Here is a 19,272-nt window from a genome sequence, read left to right as displayed (position 1 = left end):
TTTTATTGAAGCCACAAATTTAAGGAAATAAAAAAGAATAGCTTAATTTTAAAATCTTTGTAGCGTTTTATGGAAGTAAGCCGTATAGATTAGAAAATTAGGATGATGAAGCAAACCTATCTACTTTTAGTTTTTTATCTTCTTCTTACAGCTTGCGAAAAAGATCAGTCGCTAAGAAATTTTGAAGGCAACTATAATGGAATTTTTAATGCCTCATCTTATGGCTTAAAAATTAATGCGCCGACAGAAATAGCATTTGCTAACGGAAGATTTACTGTTAATGAAGGGTATAAACTGGGTAGTGGCACGTATAAAATAATAAGTAATAACGTAGTTGAATTTAAGGATGAAAACTATTGGACGGCAGAATTTGACTGGGCGCTGTTGTTATCTGGCGAATATGATTATAAGATTAATGGCAATAATTTAGTTTTAACCAAACGCATCACAAAAAGTTCTTGCTTTTTGTGTAAAGAGACAAATAACAACAGCTACCAATACAAGTTAAAGAAAAAATAACGAATGCCAGACAACCAGAGCTTAGTTGAGCTCATTGCTTCTTGTAAAAAAGGTAATTTACGCCAACAAGAATTGCTATACAAACAGTTCTATGGCTACGCTTTGGGTATTTGCATTCGTTATTTAGGCAATAGAGACGATGCCTTGGAAGCTGCAAACGATAGTTTTATCAAGGTTTTCAAATCTATCAACAGCTTTAACGAAGCAAACGATTTTAAGCCTTGGTTTAGGAAAATTTTAGTAAACACTTCGCTAGATTATAAAAGAAAATCGATGCGATTTAGTGAAGCCATAGAACTAACTGAAACCATTCCGCAACAGATACACACCTCTGCCATAGATAAAATGAGCGCTCAAGATATTTTGGCACTAATGAAAAATTTAAACGAAATGCAACGAACGGTCTTCAACTTATATGAAATTGACGGCTACGCTCACAAAGAAATAGCAAGTATGCTAAATATCCCCGAAAGTTCTTCTAGAACTTATTTAACTAGGGCTAAGCAGGCTTTGCAACAATTGTTAATTACCCACTCCATCTACACTAAATAAAAGTATGAAAATGAGTGACGAAGAATTAGTACATCAGATTAAATCTGTTTTTGAAGACTACAATGATGGTCTGGAAGAACAAGGTTGGGCTGAGTTACGCAAAAAATATCCTGAGAAAGAAAATAAAAAACTGCCGATTTGGTGGTTAACTGGTATTGCCGCTACCTTATTGGTAGTTGTTGGCTTGTATTTTAGTAATGCGTTTGATACCGAAAAAGTAATTTTAAGAGCCGGAACTATACCAAAAGAAAACCAATTACCAGAAAGCATTAAGCCGAACAGCGCAGATAATATTTCAGCAATAAAATTAGACACCATTAAAACAAATACCTATACACTGCCTAAAAATTCAGGAAATGAAAATGACGAGCTAGAAAAAGTTGTAAATACAGCTCAACAATATATCGCTCAGCATAATACCATTGGCGATGCAAATGCTACAAAAGAAATGAATGTAGTGGTTTCAAATTCAGACGGAGCGCAAACAAAGCAGCCAACTGTAGTAGATAAAAATACCGCAATAGTAGCAGTAACTAAAACAGACGACAAGGTCACAGCAAATGCTATACTAAATGAAGAAGAGCAACCAACGGAGAAACCTTTAAAGCCAAAGCTATCTACCGAAGAGTTTTTAAAGGAAGAAAGTAAATTATTGGCAAACAGCGCAAATAAAGAAACTAAGAAAAGTGGAGCCTCTAAAACAACATTTGATGTATTTACAGGAACTTTCTTCAATTACCATGATGATAATGAGGCAAAATTAAGTGCTGGAGTAGGTTTAAATGCTAACGTAAAAGTGACTAAAAATTTGGTTTTAAGCTTTGGTGCTGGCATTAGTCAGAATAAGGTAAGTTACGACAACAAAGTACCTGCAGAAATTTCGCAAGCTATGTTTGCTTCTAAAAGTAACACAAACGACATGAATGCACCTGTAGCTGGTTTGGCATATTCTGCCACTGCTACTAACGATTTAAGTTTCAACGGCAGACTTTTGAGTATCGATTTACCAATGGTGTTAAAATTTTTTCCAAGTAAAAAACAAGATTTTTACATTTCAACGGGCATCAACTCTAGTTCTTACCTTAGCCAAAAATATACTTACAATTACAGTTTAAGTAATTTCGGATATAGAAATGGAGAAGCGCAAACCCAAACCCAAACCGAAGAGAGTAACTTAAAAGGATTTGATTTTGCTAATAGTGCCATCATAGCAATTGGTATTAACCAAAGCATAGGCAACAACGTTTTAATTTTCGAACCTTATTATAAACCTGCACTTAACACCATGGGCGATAAGAACCTGAGAATTAGCTCGGCAGGACTTAACCTTAAATTCAATTTTAACAGAAATAATAAAAAATAATGATCATGAAGTTCTTTGTCAAAGCTTTATTTCTGATGATCATGACTGCTACACTTTCGTGCAAAAAAGGAAAATCGGATATTTCTGGAACTTATCAATTGATTGAAAACACAGCTGTTTCTTTTGCTAACGGAACCCAAACTTTAACAGTTACCGCTTCTAACCTTATCGACAGTCGCTGCCCGGTTAATGTAACCTGTGTTTGGGAAGGATATGCAGCTGCAGACTTATTAATAAAAACTAACGAAACTGAGAACAAGATAAAACTTTGTACTGGCGGATGTAACCTTGTTAAATTGCCAACGCAAGAGACAATAACTTTAAACGGTGTAGACTATCAAATTCAATTGAAAAACGTTGTGATAGCTACAACTTCAAACCAAAAAACTGCTGTAGTTACACTTGTAAAAATCTAACGCTTATGAAGCCTTTATACATTTTTTTTTGTAATGGTTTTCTGCTCCGTAGTTAGCTGCAAAAAAGAAAGTTATGCTAATGCAACAGTTATCAAAAATTGTACGGGAACTTATCTGCAAGTATTGGACAAAATTTACAAGGTTTGTAATGTAAATAAAACTACATCATCTGAAAACGGACAAAAAGTTTTAGCAAGCTTTAACCTTACTAAAGAGTGTAAGAATGATATGCCTATACCAGCAACTTGCTACATGTTATATCAAAACGATGGACTAATAAACGTCATCGATATCAAGAAACTTTAATCAGACTTATCCAAAATTTTTGATACAAAAAGCTAAAGTCATTTTCAATATGTAAGTTTATATCATCAATTAAACTTTTATATATTGAAAATGAAAAAAGTTATACTTAACCTGTTATTGGTAGGTTTAGGCGGTACCGCATTTGCCCAAGATGCAGTAACCTATCAAACTCCACCAAAAATTATGGCCGATTTGCTATTGGCCAAACCTACGCCAGGGGTTAGCATAGATGGCAAGGCAGAATGGATTTTATTTAGCGATCGCAATCCTTACCCTTCAATTGAGGAATTAGCGATGCCTGAGTACAAAATCGCTGGAATGCGTATCAACCCTAACAATTACTCTCCTAGTAGACAAACCTACGTTAACAGCTTTAGCTTAAAAAACATCAAAACTGGTAAAACCAGTACAGTTACCGGTTTGCCAGCCACATTATTTGCGGGCAACGTGCGCTGGAGTCCTAGCGAAACCAAAATTGCATTCACGCAGACTTCACAAGATAGAATTGATTTGTATGTAATTGACGTAGCTACTGCAAAGGCAACCAAAATTAATAAACAACCACTAAATGCAATTTTAGGTTCCAGTATAGTTTGGGTAGACGATAACACATTGCTTTACCAAGTGGCTACCAAGCCAGCAAGCGCAGCACCTAAGCGCCCATTAGCGCCAAAAGGTCCAACTGTACAAGAAAACTTAGGTAAAGTTGCTCCAAGTGCAACTATCCAAGATTTAATTAAATCGCCTTATGATGAGCAATTGTTCGAGTTCTTCGCCACTTCACAATTGGTACAAAACAAAGGTGGTGTAGAAACGCCAATTGGTGCTCCAGCAATTTACAGTACGGTAAGTTTATCTCCAGATAAAAACTATTTAATGGTACGTACCATTAAAAAACCTTTTTCGTACTTAGTGGCCGCTTACGGCTTCCCATCTACGGTAAAAGTGATAGACAGAACTGGAAAAACAGTTAAAGTATTAGCTGAATTACCTTCAACAGAAGTTCGCCCATCTGGATACGACAACGTACAAAACGTAGCTCGTGGTTTCGATTGGAGAGATGATGAAGCTGCTACAATAGTTTGGGCAAAGCCATTAGATAGCGGTTTAATCAAAAAAAATGTAGAATTTCATGACGCTGTTTATGAATTGAAAGCACCTTTTAATGGCGCTGAAAAAGAGCTTTTCAAAACTAAAACTCGGTTTGCAGGTGTAAGCTGGGGAAATGCCAACTTAGCATTGGTAAGAGAAATGTCTAGAACCAAACAAAGCAGTAGAGTAAGCAGATTTAATCCTTCAACTGGTGCTTTAGAAACACTTTACGAGTTAAATACCACCGATGCTTACAATAACCCTGGTTCTCCAGTAACAGAGAAAAACAAGTTTGGCCGTCAGGTAATTTTAACTACAGATAATGGCACTAAATTGTTATTAAATAATACCACTGGTGCTTCTCCAAAAGGCGATTTACCTTTCATCGCTAAGTTCGATTTAAATACTAAAAAATCTGAAATTTTATGGCGTTGCCAAGAAGGTACTTTCGAAGTAGTTACCGATGTTTTAGATCCTCAAAAGTTGGTACTGCTAACTCGTAGAGAAAGTAAAACTGATGTCCCTAATTACTTCGTTAAAAACTTAGTGCTTCGCGTTGCAGATAGACAAATTACGAACTTCACTAATCCGTACACGGCCTTGGATGGGGTTACTAAGCAAAAAATCACTTATAAACGTGCCGATGGTGTAGATTTAACTGGCGATTTATATCTGCCAAAAGGCTACAACAAAGACAAAGACGGACCACTACCTACTTTAATTTGGGCCTACCCTCGTGAGTTTAACTCGGCAAGCGATGCTGCTCAAATTAGAGGTTCAGAGAACAAGTTTATTACCATTAGCTCTGGCGGACCTATTTTTTACGTAACACAAGGTTATGCCGTTTTAGACAATGCCGAAATGCCAATTGTTGCTGCAGCAGGTAAACGCCCTAACGATTCGTTTGTAGAGCAATTGAAATTAAATGCCGATGCAGCTATTAATAAATTAAGTGAAATGGGTGTTGGCGATAGAAATCGTATGGCAGTTGGCGGACATAGCTACGGTGCTTTCATGACTGCAAATTTATTAGCACACACTAATTTGTTTAAAGCCGGAATTGCCCGTAGTGGTGCTTACAACCGAACTTTAACACCCTTCGGTTTCCAAAACGAAGACCGTACTTATTGGCAAGCACCTCAATTGTATTACGAAATGAGCCCGTTCAGCTATGCCGATAAAATTAAAACTCCTCTCCTGCTAATTCACGGCGAAATGGACGATAACCAAGGTACTTTCCCTATCAATAGCGAGCGTTTGTTTAATGCGGTTAAAGGCCATGGCGGCACCACACGTTTTGTTTATTTGCCTTACGAAGCGCATGGTTACAGAGCTAAAGAAAATATTTTGCACATGCTTTGGGAAACCAATAAATGGTTAGACACTTATGTAAAAAATGCCAAGCCAACAACGGCTAAATAATATAAGTTTTTGAGATGTGATACGTTTCGCATCAAAAACATCCGATGGTTTTAATTATTCATCGGATGTTTTTTTTGACTTGAAAAGCAAGGGCAGTACAAATCACAAAAATGTAGTCCTGCCATTCATTACAATCTTTTTGCGAACGCTTGGCTAACCATTTACGCCACCAACACAAAAAGTATTTTCATTACTGTCAGGTTTAAAATGCAAAAATATTGCTTTTCTAAGTTCCATTTATATTGGCTAAGCAATAGCAACCTTCGATTATTAAAGTGTAATTGGTTTGTACTTAAGCAGTCCATTAGGATTTTTAACCACCCAGCCTTTCAGGCACCCCTCCAAAGGAGGGAAATTGCGACCTACATTCCCCTCTTTCAGCTATCGTGTGGACACATCTTTTGCTCTTTCTTATGAATAATGCGTCATTCCCGTGAAAACGGGAATCCTAATGCAAGGGACATAACCTTTAGTCGCTTTAAGATTCCCGCCTACGCGGGAATGACGACAAACCCTCGGACTTGTGTACACACGATAGCTCTTTCAGAGGGGTGGTCGAAGACCGGGGTGTTTTAAAAACGAAAAATGTTAATCGAACTCAAATTTTCAATTTACGCAATGCTAACGTAAAGAAACTTATCTTTGCCAAGATGAACAAGATATTTGAAGTAATTAGAGCTAGCCGTAAGGCCTTGTTAAGTTTAACAGAAGGTTTAAGTACCGAGCAAATGAACAAAATTCCAGTGGGTTTTAGCAACAATCTAGCTTGGCAAATTGGACATTTAGTCGTTAGTCAGCAAGTTTTATGTTATAAGTTATCAAATAACGAATTGGTAATTAATACTTCTTTGGTAGACAAATACAGAAATGGCTCTAAGCCCGAAAGTTTTATTTCAACAGAGGAAATTGCCCAGTTAAAAGCTTATTTGTTAGATACTATTGATCAGCTAGAAACAGATTTAGCTGCAGATAAGTTTGCCAATTACACCGCATACACACTTAGCACTTACAAAAACCTAAGGTTAGAAAAAATCGAAGATGCCATTAAATTCATTGCATCTCATGATGGTTTGCATTATGGTTGCAGCTTAATGATGAAAAAATTCGTTTAATTTTTGATGCGGTATTTTTTTCACATCGGCTATAATGGCCATACCTACAATGGTTGGCAAAGGCACCCAAAAGCACACAGCGTACAAGAAGCCATTGAAGCTAAGCTGAGCAATATTTTTAAAACGCCCATAGCTATCAATGGTTGCGGACGTACAGATACCAGCGTACACGCCAGTCAATATTTTTTTCATGTTGATATTGAGCGAGATATAGACTTCGACCTCTTCTTTATCATTAATAGAATTTTGCCTCATAACATTGCCGTGTTCGATATCATCCCTATGGATGGGAAACAACATGCCCGTTTTGATGCCGTTCAGCGCAAATACGATTATTATTTACATACCTATAAAAACCCATTTTTAGGTCAGCTGAGCTCTTACTACGATGTAAAAAACCTGAACGTACAAGAGATGAAAAAGGCAGTAGCGCTATTGCCAAAGTATAAAGATTACCGAGCTTTCTGTACCGCACCAGATAAAAACGAACATACCATTTGCAATGTAATGGATGCCAAATTGTATTGCTCGGCAGATGAACAACACTTTAGGTTTCATATTTCATCCAATCGGTTTTTAAGTAAAATGATTAGGATTTTAACAGGCAACCTATTAAAAATTGGCAAAAACGAATTAAGTGTAGATCAGTTTGAGCATCATCTTTCTACTAAAGAAATTCCCGAAAAATTTGATATTGCCTTACCTACCGGATTATACCTTTCTAAAGTAACTTATCCCTACCTTAACCTGCCAACCAGAACAGAATTTAATAATTTTGCTAAAAGTGATTGGATAGAACTTTAGGGATTAGGGGCAAGTGATCAGTAGTCAGTAATAAATCGAATGATAATACTTGACAAACCTGAATTAAAAAATCTTTACTCATTCCCAAAAACGTTGCTCATCATCAAACATTCTCCGTTTTAATTTTGTTATTCCATAGAATATTAAACGTATACGCGATGAATATCACAGGAAATACAAAAGGTGGAAAAGACCCACAAAAAACAGATAAAAATATCAAACCTCTAAACTCAGTTAAGGAAGATATTGAAGACGGAAACATTAAACCTGTAAAGAATACCCAACCTGCTAAACAAAGAGAACAAAGTGAACAGCCAGTTCACTCGGTAAAAAAAGCACCTAAGGAATAATATACAAATAAAAACAGGGTACTACTTGCCGAAATACCCTGTATAATTAATTATTAACCACCTAAAAGAACGATTGCAAGTCTGGCTGTTATCTGTTATAAACCGCTCTTTAAGTAAGAGAGATAGCTATTTATATCATAATCTGCGCCTCTAGGGGCAACAATAGGCTGTTCAGTATTCTGATCTAAGAGTACGTAATAAGGTTGCGAATTTGCCTTAAACCTACTGGTTTGCAGATAACTCCATTTCTTACCAATTGTACTTATTTCTTTTCCTTTTGGCGTAGTAAACACCTCTTCTGGCGCCAAGTCAGTTTTGTCATCAACGTATAACTGTATCAGCACATAATCTTCATTAATTACTTTAGCCACTTCCTTATCAACCCATACGCTAGCCTCCATTTTTCTACAGTTTACACAGGCGTGTCCAGTAAAATCAATCATTACGGGTTTGTTAACTTTTTTGGCATAGGCCATACCTTCATCATAATCAAAAAATGGATTAAAACCTTTCGGCTTTTCAAAAAGTTCTCCATACTTGCGAGGAGCAGTATCTGTATGAGCGGCGCTCGGTGCTTCTATCGAACTCAAATCAAAGTCTTGCGTAGCCATAGGCGGCAGAAAAGCAGACACAGCTTTTAAAGGTGCACCCCATAAGCCAGGTATAAGATAACAGGTAAAGGCAATAGTTAAAATTGCGATGAATGTTCTCGGCACCGAAAGATGGGAAACCTTGCTATCGTGACTAAACCGAACCTTTCCTAATAAATACAAGGCCATTAAACCAAAAATAGCAATCCAAAGCACTAGAAACACTTCCCTATCGAAAAGCCCCCAATGATAGGCTAAATCTACATTGCTCAAAAATTTCAATGCGAAAGCAAGCTCTAGCAAGCCCAAAACTACTTTCACGCTATTTAACCAGCCCCCAGACTTAGGCAATGCCGACATCCATTTTGGAAACATAGCAAACAATGCAAAAGGAATGGCCAAAGCAAACGAGAAACCAAACATACCTACCGCTGGGCCAAGCAAAGCTCCTTTAGTTGCCGCTTCTACTAGCAAAGTACCAATAATGGGGCCAGTACAACTAAATGATACCAAGGCCAATGTAGCAGCCATAAAGAAGATGCCTAACATACCACCTTTATCCGACTTTTGATCCATCTTATTTACCCAAGAAGATGGTAATGTAAGTTCAAATGCTCCGAGAAAAGAAGCGGCAAATACCACCAACAAAAGAAAAAACAGGAAGTTAAAAATACCATTTGTTGAAAGATCATTAAGCGCATCTGCCCCGAAAAGTACAGTAACCAAAAGGCCTAATACTACATAAATCACAATAATACTTGCGCCATAAAAGAGCGCCTTAGCTACACCATTTCCATCTTTAGAACCTTTGGTAAAGAAACTTACCGTCATAGGTAGCATCGGAAAAATACAAGGCATAAGCAAAGCGGCAAGTCCACCGAAGAAACCTAATAAAAAAATAGAGAAAAGTGGTTTGGCAGCTTCGTTTTCGGTCAAAACATTGGTTTCCTTGCCCGCTGTTAATACCTCCTTTTTCTTGTCTTGAGAAATGGTATCTGTTACCGCTGTATCTACAACATCTTCTTCTATAGTTGTAAACACTAGTCCACTGGTATCTGGCTGCTGTGCGTAAACCATTTGTTGCCCAACGGTTAGCACCAACAAGAACACGAGTGTATAAAGAAGGTATTTTTTCATTTTACAGGAATATTAAATTCAACTTCTGTTGGAGGCAGGCATTGTTTATCGTTACATACCATATATTCTACCTTGCCTTTTACCGTAAAAGGAGTTTTACCTACAAGCTTAATTTTTTGTTGAAAAATTGCACTGTTTTCAAAATAGCCAACAGTCATGTTAAAAACCTTTTCTTCTTTTTCGATAGCTTTAGGTTCCATCACTACTCCATTTTTAGTGTATGTTTTTGATGGAGTAAAAGTAAAAGTGGTTGCTACCGGACCTCCTGCTTTAATTTTCTGCGAATACAGGTGCCATCCAGGTTCAATACTGGCTTTGAGATAAAGTATGGCTTCTTTTTTGGTTAATTTTTTTGGCAGCATAGCTCCAAGTAACAGGCTGCTCTAGTTGTGCATTGGCAACAAAGCTAGATACTAGCAACATCACTGTGGTTAAAAATAGTTTCATAAAATGTGTTTGGTTTATGTGTATTGATTAAAGGTTCAATAGATTAAATGGGTTATCTGACAATCTAGAAATAGGTTCATATCCTAAAAATTCTAGGTCGCAAGCAACATAACCATCTTTTAGGGGTTCTTCTTTTACCAGGTCGGTACTAAGGTATTTCTTGTTACTATCAGACAATAGCGTTACAACAATGGCATTTCCGCCCATTTGCTCATTTAGTTTTATGGCGCCAATTACATTAGCTCCAGAAGAAATGCCTACCGCTAATCCGAGTTGGCTTGCCAATTTCTGTGCAACAATAATTGCGTCGCCATCATTAGCTTGTACGGTTTCATCAAGTTCATCCAACTTAACAATATTTGGTATAAATTCATCTGAAATACCTTGTATGCGATGGCTTCCAACTTTATACCCAGTAGACAAGGTTGGCGACTCTGCAGGCTCTAAAGGATGGATTTTAACGTTGGCATTTTGCGACCTAAGGTAATTTCCAACTCCCATTACTGTACCACCAGTGCCTACACCAGCAACAAAAGCATCCACTTCTAAATTTACAGAAGCTAACTGTTTATGTATTTCTACTCCTGTGGTTCTTTCATGAGCCTCGGCATTATAGCAATTTTCGAATTGTTTGGGAAGAAAAACCCCACCTTTAGCCGCTAAAGCTTCACTTTTGGCAATACTTCCTAAAAAACCTCCTTCTTCTTTAGAAACCAATATAATTTCGGCACCAAGACTAGAGATAATATCTTTACGCTCTTTGCTTAACCAGTTAGGCATGATGATTTTAACGGGGTGCCCCAGTGCCCTACCTATCGAGGCGAAAGCAATTCCGGTGTTGCCACTGGTAGCTTCAACAATTACATCTTCTTGATTAATTTGACCTTGATGGTAAGCTTGTGTAAGGATGTACAGTGCCATCCTATCTTTTACGCTTCCTGTTAAATTGTAATGTTCGCACTTCACAAAAATTCTACCAGGTTTACCCTTGTATTTATAAAGAAGTGATAGCATTGGCGTATTGCCAACCAAATGCCAAAGATCACTCAATTTAGAATGAACAGCTGAAGAAATCATCTCAATCATCATTAATTATTTGAATGGTAAAACTCAACCAATTCGATTTAACAAACAATACTTGATAAAAAAACCGATTATTTTTCGGAAATATTAGTAAAAAACCTAATTTTAACCAGTCGTTACAATCATAAATAACAGATGTATGACAACATTTTTCGGCACAACATTATGATAGGCAAAGAACTTGATCAAACAGATATCGCAATACTTAGGCTATTACAGCAAAATGCAGAACTAAGCCATCGAGAGCTTGCGTTAAAAGTTCATAAAGCGGTAACTACCATACATGAGCGTGTAAAAAAGCTAAAAGAGCTAGGCTACATCAAACGAACCGTAGCCATATTAGACCGCAAAAAAATAAATAGAAATTTAATAGCCTTTAGCCAGGTACTACTTAACGACCATACCCACGAAACGCTTGGCACCTTTGAGCGAGAAGTCTCAAAATTTCCAGAGGTAATGGAATGTTTCCAAATGACAGGCACTTTCGATTTCATCCTCAGAATTGCGACCAGTGATATGGATGCATATCATGATTTTTATCGCAATAAACTCTCTCTATTGCCAAATATTACTACTGTTCAGAGCTTTTTTGTACTTTCTGAGACCAAAAGCGATACCGCCTATCCACTTTAACATTTGTAGTGTACTAGTTTTGCACCAAGCAACAGTTTACTATTGTCAAAAAATAGATTTGAACTAAAATACACAAACCTAAAGAGGAAGTTTAAAAAAATTAGGTCTGTATAGTGCTTTCAAACACCTGCTTGGGAGTTTGGTTGCCCTACCCCAAACTATTCTAACGGATGTCAAAAACCATGATTACCAGTTTCTAGAGAAATGCTTAGCCGATGACATAGGTAACCCAGTTACTATTTCAACTTCTTTTTAAACAGATCTAACGTACGCTGCCAAGCCAATTTCGCGGCTGCTTCGTTATATCTAGTTGGTGCGGTATCGTTATTAAAAGCATGGTTTACCCCTTCGTAAACATACAGTTGATAATCAATTTTATTTGCTTTTAACGCTTCTTCATAAGCGGGAATACCAGCATTAATGCGTTCGTCTAAACCTCCGTAATGCAACAGCAGGCTCGCCTTAATTTGAGGTACATCTGCTGCTTTTGCTTGCGAACCGTAATAAGCCACAGCCGCATTTAAAAGTGGATCGGCAACGGCTAATTTATTGGCCATGGCGCCACCCCAACAAAAACCAACTACCCCAGTTTTACCGTTACCCATTGGGTGCGCTCTTAAAAAATCTAATGCTTTTAAATAGTTTTGCAGGTTTTTCTCAGCATCTAGTTTGCCTATCATTTCCCTGCCTTTGTTTTCGTCTTCCGGTGTGCCACCAAGCGGAGAAAGTGCATCTAAACCCAAAGCTAAAAAACCAGCTAAGGCAACACGCTTAGTTACATCTTTAATGTGTGGCGTTAAACCTCTATTCTCGTGAATAACCACTACCGTTCCCAATTTCTTTTTGTTATTTTTAGGCATGGCAAACAAGCCTTTCATATTCCCCTCTCCTCCTGGAAAAGTAATTTCTTCACTAAATACTTCGTCATCTTTTACTGTTGCTGCCGAAGCGTAATTGCTTTCTAAGCTTGGCAAAATAGTTAAAGCCAATGCGGTGCTGCCTGCTAAAATAGCCAACTTTTTCATAAAGTCTTTACGGCTAATTTGGCTGTGGGTATATGAGTCGTACAGGTTAATAATTTTCTGATCCATGGTTTTGGTATTGAGGTTTGCTCTAAGGTAGGCATAAACAAAAAAATCCCCAAGCAAAAACTTGGGGATTTTAAATATATAAATATTAGAAACTATTGAAAATTATAGCGTATACCGAATTGCATATAATAAGTAGAACCTATTGATTGATTAGGTCTATATGTAGACACCGGCAATTTTCCTTCTGCCAAAGCCATTCTAAATACTGGTTTTACAGTGTTAGACACTAAATTTTGATTTTGCGGTTGCAAAATAGCAGAAGAATTTATTTGGTCGAAACCACCCCAATTTTTATTCAACAAGTTACCGAAATTAAATATGTCTGCTGTAAACTGTACCGAATTTTTAGTTTTACCAACATTTCTAAATACTTCTTGTACAATCCTCAAATCAAATTGATTTCTCCAAGGCATAACTACACCATTACGCTCAGCATATTTACCTTTACGCTCACTTAAATATTTGTCTTGATTAATAAATTTCAAGAAAGCCTCTTCTTGTTGAGCTGCTGTAAAAGTAACACCGCCAGAAGTATATTGTTGGAACATACCAGCAATTTCATTATCTCTGGGTATATAAATCAAATCATTTGACTGACCGTCTCTATTAAAATCACTAGAATAAGTGTAAGAGAAACGACCTTGTTGTGAACCTTCGTAGAAAACTGAAATAGATGTTGCTAAGTTTTTAAAGTATTCCTTTTTGTATGACAATGATGCGATAAAACGATCTGGATTTAAGTTGCCCGAATAACTTAAGCTTGGCACATTAGCTGAAAATGATGTTTGAGGAAGTGACCATAGATTTTGAATTTGGTCACCAGCTTGATCACCATAATTCCGTTGATCAGTTTTAGTGTAGGCAATCATTGCCGATAGTCCGTTAGAAAATTGTTTAGACAATTGTGCTGTCACCATCCAATTATAACCTCCTTTAACGTTCTCTATCTTAATCACATTAAAACCCGCATTATTTGTAGCATTAGGAGTTGTTGTAACTTGTCCTGCTTGTGTTAATGACACAATTTGGCGAGCATAAACGTGAGTTGCTGAAGAGTTTGAAGTTGATGAAGCATCATTAGGAAACATTGGTCTATTATCTCCATAGCCTGAAATATTTAGTGCATTTGGATTTTTAAGATTTAGGTTTCGTCCAAATGCAACTCTTAAATCTTTGGTGTAAATACCTTCTAAACTTGCAACAATACCTCCAGGCAATTTGGCATCAATCGCTAAACTTGATTTCCAAGACTGAGGCATTTTCAAATTTTTATCCATGATACTTATACCTCCTGGAATTGAAGTACCTGCAGCACCTTTTGGAGTAGTTAAATTTGGCGCAATACTAGGATTGAAAAAAGGAGTATTATTACCCGAATAGGTCTGTGTAAATTGAAGCATACCTGCATCACCAGATTGCGAAACTAACCAAACATAAGGAATACGTCCAGTAAAGATACCTGTTCCACCTCTTAGCTGTAAGGTCCTATCACCATTCATGTTCCAGTTAAAACCTAATCTTGGCGAGAATGAAATATTTGCTCCAGGCAATACACCTGTATCAACTTTTTCACCGTTTGCAAATGATAATGCTGCAACCATTGGGTGCGTTTTAATCTCATCTACCATTGGGAAATTGGCATGTTCTAAACGAATGCCTGCGGTTAATTTAAATCTGTCAGAAACAGAAAACTCATCTTGTAAATAAGCTGAATATTGTCTAAAACTGAAGCTAGGATAAGCTTGAGAGCCATCAGCATTTAAAGAATAGGTAACGGAATACTGGGCAGGCCTTTGGTTAGTGATAAAATCATTCCAAGATCTAAAAGAATAAAATCCAGTTCCGAAACGTTGAAAGCCATTTTTGGTGGTGCTAAATTCAGCTTGTACACCTAGCAACAAATTATGCTTACCAAAGTTTGCACTTAACTCATCGCTATAAGTATAAGTTTTTACGTCACGCAAATTCCCATAAGTAAACGGCTCATAACCGAAAGTAGTAAGAATCATACCAATATTAGATCCTGTAACGTTGCCATCAGAAATATCAACTAACGGAAAAGGAGCACTATCTGAACTTCTTGGATCATTTTGATTTGCGTACGCAAATCTCAAAGTATTTGAAAACTTACTTCCAAACAATGAATTTAACTCAGCAGTACCTGCATATAGGTTTGCATCTTGATAATAATTAGCACTAGAGAAATTTAATGCGGTAATTGCTGTTCTGCCCGCTGCGTAAGAGTATGGACTAGCTACACCTGATCCAGTAGTAGATGAACTACCAAATAGAGGCGTTTTGCTTTTTACCTGACTATATCTAACGTTAAATTTATGATTGTTGTTAATATTCCAATCTAAACGTGCAAATAGCTTATCATTGTTACTTTTAAATTTATAGCCTTGGTATGTACCCGGATCGTAATTATAAGTGCTTAATAAATAGTTTTTAACCTCATCTAAGAATTGTGCGGTTGGTCTTGCTACTGTACTTGGTGTACCTGGCGCACCAAACACTTGACTTGGTGTTGAAGCGGTTCTTGTTGTTCCTGGCGCATCGGTCTTTTTGATTTCAGCATTCACAAAAAAGAACAATTTATCCTTAACTATCGGACCACCCAAACTAAATCCATAATTTTTCTCATCTAATGCTTGCACACTTGTTGAAGGAATGGTATAGTCACCAATTTTTCTTCCCTGATGATCTTGAGTACGCATTGTAAAAAATCCACTGCCAAAAAACTTATTACTTCCTGATTTTGTAACAGCGTTAACCGAACCACCTGTAAAACCTGTTTGACGAACATCAAATGGAGTTACGTTAATTGAAATTTGTTCTAATGCATCAATCGAAATCGGTGAACCATTCGCAGGGATGTTTTGACCTATACCAAATTGGTTATTAAAATTCGCACCATCTACCGAGAAGTTATTTGAACGATAGTTACCCCCACCAATACTTGAACCATTTGATTGTGGAGTTAATCTAGTAATATCGTTAACACTTCGGCTTATTGTAGGCAAAACTTGAATTTGTTGTGCAGAAACTACAGTATTTGCACCACTTTTTCTAGAGTTCATAATTGGATCTGCTCCAGCACCTACAATCGTCACTGTGTTTAGAGTTGAACTATTGTCCTCTAAAGTGATGTTTAGTACAAATGCTTCGCCAAGCTTTACATAAACATCTTCAAGCTTTTTTGTTTTAAAACCCACAAAGCTAACTTCTACCGTGTAAGGACCACCAACACGCATGTTACCTATGCTAAAACGACCAGCACTGTTCGTAACAACTGTGTAAACCGATCCCGTTGGAGTGTGGGTAGCCTTGATACTAGCTCCAGGCAAAGTTTCTTTCAGATCTTTTACAGTACCAACCATCGATGAAGTAGTTACCTGTGCGTTCGCCGAACCCACCAGACCAACTACCACAAAAATAACCGATACAATTTTTAATAGTAAAGATTTTTTCATGCTCTTTAAATAAATGTTTAATTGTTTTGTTAAAATATGTTAAAATAACGCCACAAAGCTAGATAATAATTTCATGCTTCCTCCTATTCCAATGTTAAATAATTATTAATTATCTTAAAACTTTTCAACACTTAACACTACCCAAAAAGCGTGTAACATACATAAACACAATACATTAAATTACACTTTAATAAAAATTTAACCTTTATTTTATCAATCTTTCATTTAGCAATTCATTTTATTACAATTACCTAATACTAACACCACGTGATTTAATCAACATTTTTCTTAATTTTGGCAGCAGGTTATTACGTTAAATTTCTTTATAGAAAAGATATTGAACCCTAAATGATTGAAATCATTAGTACCTTTTTACTTAATGAAGATTTCAATGATCAAAGGCTCTTCCAATAATCCGATAGCTATCGGATCGGAATAAAACTATCTGACCATAAAAACAAAAATAAAATTAAACAGATGAACTACGATTTAGTTGTATTAGGTAGCGGTCCAGGCGGATATGTTACTGCCATTAGAGCTTCTCAATTAGGAATGAAAGTTGCTATTGTGGAACGCGAATCATTAGGTGGAATATGCCTTAACTGGGGCTGTATCCCTACTAAAGCCTTATTAAAAAGCGCACAGGTTTTCGAATATATCAATCACGCTGCAGATTACGGCATTACTACCTCAGAAGCTAAAGCAGATTTCGAAGCGGTAGTTAAACGTAGTCGCGGTGTTGCCGATGGTATGAGCAAAGGCGTGCAGTTCTTAATGAAGAAGAACAAAATTGACGTGGTAATGGGCACTGGTAAAGTAAAAGCAGGCAACAAAGTTGAAGTTAAAGGCGCCGACGGTTCTCAAAAAGAACTTTCTGCTAAGCACGTTATAATTGCTACAGGTGCCCGTTCTAGAGAATTGCCTAACTTAAAGCAAGATGGCAAGAAAGTAATTGGCTACCGCCAAGCAATGGTATTGCCACAACAACCAAAATCTATGGTAGTGGTAGGTTCTGGCGCTATCGGTGTTGAGTTTGCTTACTTCTACGCTACTATGGGTACAAAAGTAACTATTGTAGAATTTATGGAAAATGTAGTTCCAGTAGAAGACGAAGACGTTTCAAAACAATTGTTACGCAGCCTAAAGAAAACCGGCATAGAAATCATGACTTCGGCATCTGTAGAGTCTGTAGATACCAGCGGTACTGGCTGCAAAGTTCAGGTTAAAACTGCAAGTGGCATGCAAACTATCGAGTGCGACATCGTACTCTCTGCCGCTGGTGTGGTAGCTAATATCGAAAATATTGGCTTAGAAGATGTAGGTATTAAAACTGATAAAGGCAAAATCGTAGTTGACGAATTTTATAATACTTCGGTAAAAGGATATTATGCCATTGGCGATGTGGTTCCGGGACAAGCTTTAGCGCACGTAGCTTCTGCCGAAGGGATCATTTGTGTAGAGAAAATTGCTGGTCAGCATGTAGAGCCGTTAGATTACAACAACATTCCGGGATGTACTTATTGCTCGCCAGAAATTGCTTCGGTAGGTTACACAGAAAAAGCTGCCAAAGCTGCTGGTTACGAATTGAAAATTGGAAAATTCCCATTCTCTGCCTCGGGTAAAGCAAGTGCTGCAGGTGCTAAAGATGGCTTTGTTAAATTAATTTTCGACGCTAAATACGGAGAATTGTTAGGTGCGCACATGATTGGCGCTAACGTAACCGAAATGATTGCAGAAATTGTAGTGGCTCGTAAATTAGAAACTACTGGTCATGAAATGATTAAATCTGTACACCCTCACCCTACCATGAGCGAAGCCATTATGGAAGCTGCTGCTGATGCTTACGGAGAAGTAATACATTTATAGCTTAGTTTAATTGTTAACCTTTTTTGGTTAATCGTTTAAACTGTTTGAATTGGTTAGTTGCTATATGCAATTAACCAATTTTTGTTTATAGCTTTGATAGCATTTCTTGCGATTAACCAAATAAACAGTTAACCAATTTAAACAATTAACCAGTTAACCAACAAAAATGAAACTCTACACCATAAACACTGGAAACTTTAAATTAGATGGCGGCGCCATGTTTGGCGTTGTTCCTAAATCTATTTGGCAAAAAACTAATCCGGCAGACGAGAATAACTTATGCTCCTGGGCTATGCGATGCTTGTTAATTGAAGATGGAGGCAGGTTGATTTTGGTGGATAATGGCTTGGGCAACAAACAAGATGAAAAATTCTTCGGGCATTACTATTTGCACGGCGACGATACCTTAGATAAATCGCTTGCTGCCCATGGTTTTCATAGAGATGACATTACAGATGTTTTTTTAACGCACTTACACTTTGATCATTGTGGTGGTTCTATCGAAAGACAAGGCGATCAACTTCGCCCTGCGTTTAAAAATGCGGTATATTGGAGCAATCAGCAACATTGGGATTGGGCAGTAACTCCGAACGCTCGGGAGAAAGCTTCTTTTCTCAAAGAAAACATTCTTCCTATTCAAGAAAGTGGACAACTAAAGTTTATCCCTACACAACAAAACGTACATTTTCATGAGGGTATCAACATCCGCTTTGCGTATGGCCATACCGATGCCATGATGTTGCCGCAACTACAATACAAAGACAAAACCATTGTGTACATGGCTGATTTGTTGCCTTCTACCGGGCACATTCCGCTACCCTATGTAATGTCTTATGATATGTTCCCCTTACAGACCTTGAAAGAGAAAAAAGATTTCTTAGCCGAAGCTGCTACCAACGAATATATACTTTATTTAGAGCACGATCCTGTGAACGAATGCTGCACTTTGCAGCATACCGAAAAGGGAGTTCGTTTAAAAGATACCTTTTCTCTTAATGAGATACTTTATTCCTAGA

Annotated in this window: 16 protein-coding genes; 11 read left to right on the top strand and 5 right to left on the bottom strand. The window is 37.2% G+C overall.

Annotated elements, in window-relative coordinates; genetic code table 11:
- Positions 1-102: 102 nt before the first annotated feature.
- The 8 genes from OVA16_RS14710 to OVA16_RS14675 all read left to right on the top strand — a co-directional run bounded on the left by OVA16_RS14710 (position 103) and on the right by OVA16_RS14675 (position 7,936).
- Entirely contained in the window at positions 103-519 is a 417-nt protein-coding gene (locus OVA16_RS14710; RefSeq protein ID WP_267760791.1) for a hypothetical protein, read from the top strand.
- 3 nt (positions 520-522) lie between these two features.
- Complete coding sequence (locus OVA16_RS14705; RefSeq protein WP_267760788.1) at positions 523-1,071, top strand: RNA polymerase sigma factor; 549 nt, start codon at positions 523-525, stop codon at positions 1,069-1,071.
- A 10-nt stretch (positions 1,072-1,081) separates the two neighbouring features.
- Positions 1,082-2,434, top strand: coding sequence for a hypothetical protein (locus tag OVA16_RS14700; protein WP_267760786.1), 1,353 nt, complete (start codon positions 1,082-1,084; stop codon positions 2,432-2,434).
- Between the two features lie 5 nt (positions 2,435-2,439).
- On the top strand, positions 2,440-2,850 hold the full coding sequence (locus OVA16_RS14695; RefSeq protein ID WP_267760783.1) for a hypothetical protein: 411 nt from the start codon (positions 2,440-2,442) through the stop codon (positions 2,848-2,850).
- 396 nt (positions 2,851-3,246) lie between these two features.
- The gene (locus tag OVA16_RS14690; RefSeq protein WP_267760781.1) at positions 3,247-5,670 is read left to right on the top strand and encodes a prolyl oligopeptidase family serine peptidase; all 2,424 of its coding nucleotides are present in this window, start codon (positions 3,247-3,249) and stop codon (positions 5,668-5,670) included.
- Positions 5,671-6,320: 650 nt separating this feature from the next.
- The gene (locus tag OVA16_RS14685; protein WP_267760779.1) at positions 6,321-6,782 is read left to right on the top strand and encodes a DinB family protein; all 462 of its coding nucleotides are present in this window, start codon (positions 6,321-6,323) and stop codon (positions 6,780-6,782) included.
- A gap of 6 nt (positions 6,783-6,788) precedes the next feature.
- The gene (gene truA, locus OVA16_RS14680) at positions 6,789-7,586 is read left to right on the top strand and encodes a tRNA pseudouridine(38-40) synthase TruA (RefSeq protein ID WP_267760775.1); all 798 of its coding nucleotides are present in this window, start codon (positions 6,789-6,791) and stop codon (positions 7,584-7,586) included.
- A gap of 158 nt (positions 7,587-7,744) precedes the next feature.
- Positions 7,745-7,936, top strand: coding sequence for a hypothetical protein (locus OVA16_RS14675; RefSeq protein WP_267760773.1), 192 nt, complete (start codon positions 7,745-7,747; stop codon positions 7,934-7,936).
- Positions 7,937-8,031: 95 nt separating this feature from the next.
- Here the strand turns inward: OVA16_RS14675 and OVA16_RS14670 are convergent, their stop codons facing one another.
- The 3 genes from OVA16_RS14670 to OVA16_RS14660 all read right to left on the bottom strand — a co-directional run bounded on the left by OVA16_RS14670 (position 8,032) and on the right by OVA16_RS14660 (position 11,199).
- Positions 8,032-9,663, bottom strand: coding sequence for a protein-disulfide reductase DsbD family protein (locus OVA16_RS14670; RefSeq protein WP_267760770.1), 1,632 nt, complete (start codon positions 9,661-9,663; stop codon positions 8,032-8,034).
- On the bottom strand, positions 9,660-10,025 hold the full coding sequence (locus OVA16_RS14665; protein ID WP_324288417.1) for a protein-disulfide reductase DsbD N-terminal domain-containing protein: 366 nt from the start codon (positions 10,023-10,025) through the stop codon (positions 9,660-9,662). The genes OVA16_RS14670 and OVA16_RS14665 overlap by 4 nt, the downstream gene beginning before the upstream one ends.
- 112 nt (positions 10,026-10,137) lie before the next feature.
- Entirely contained in the window at positions 10,138-11,199 is a 1,062-nt protein-coding gene (locus tag OVA16_RS14660) for a PLP-dependent cysteine synthase family protein (RefSeq protein WP_267760767.1), read from the bottom strand.
- A gap of 129 nt (positions 11,200-11,328) precedes the next feature.
- Between OVA16_RS14660 and OVA16_RS14655 the strand changes: the two genes are divergently transcribed.
- The gene (locus tag OVA16_RS14655) at positions 11,329-11,826 is read left to right on the top strand and encodes an Lrp/AsnC family transcriptional regulator (protein WP_267760764.1); all 498 of its coding nucleotides are present in this window, start codon (positions 11,329-11,331) and stop codon (positions 11,824-11,826) included.
- A gap of 236 nt (positions 11,827-12,062) precedes the next feature.
- Here OVA16_RS14655 and OVA16_RS14650 read toward each other — a convergent pair whose 3' ends face one another.
- Positions 12,063-12,974: a dienelactone hydrolase family protein gene (locus OVA16_RS14650; protein ID WP_420712325.1), complete on the bottom strand. Its 912-nt coding sequence runs from the start codon at positions 12,972-12,974 to the stop codon at positions 12,063-12,065.
- A gap of 35 nt (positions 12,975-13,009) precedes the next feature.
- Positions 13,010-16,390, bottom strand: coding sequence for a TonB-dependent receptor (locus OVA16_RS14645; RefSeq protein ID WP_267760760.1), 3,381 nt, complete (start codon positions 16,388-16,390; stop codon positions 13,010-13,012).
- 477 nt (positions 16,391-16,867) lie between these two features.
- Here OVA16_RS14645 and lpdA point away from each other — a divergent pair, with 477 nt between their 5' ends.
- Both lpdA and OVA16_RS14635 read left to right on the top strand, forming a co-directional pair.
- Positions 16,868-18,256 (top strand): dihydrolipoyl dehydrogenase, encoded by a 1,389-nt coding sequence (gene lpdA, locus OVA16_RS14640; protein WP_267760758.1) that lies wholly within the window; start codon positions 16,868-16,870, stop codon positions 18,254-18,256.
- 166 nt (positions 18,257-18,422) lie between these two features.
- Complete coding sequence (locus tag OVA16_RS14635; RefSeq protein WP_267760755.1) at positions 18,423-19,271, top strand: MBL fold metallo-hydrolase; 849 nt, start codon at positions 18,423-18,425, stop codon at positions 19,269-19,271.
- Position 19,272 lies beyond the last annotated feature (1 nt).

Origin of the sequence: Pedobacter sp. SL55 (assembly GCF_026625705.1) — a bacterium.
Lineage (GTDB): Bacteria > Bacteroidota > Bacteroidia > Sphingobacteriales > Sphingobacteriaceae > Pedobacter.
The sequence above is the reverse complement of the archived record's forward strand: the minus strand, read 5'-3'. Positions and strand labels throughout refer to the sequence as shown.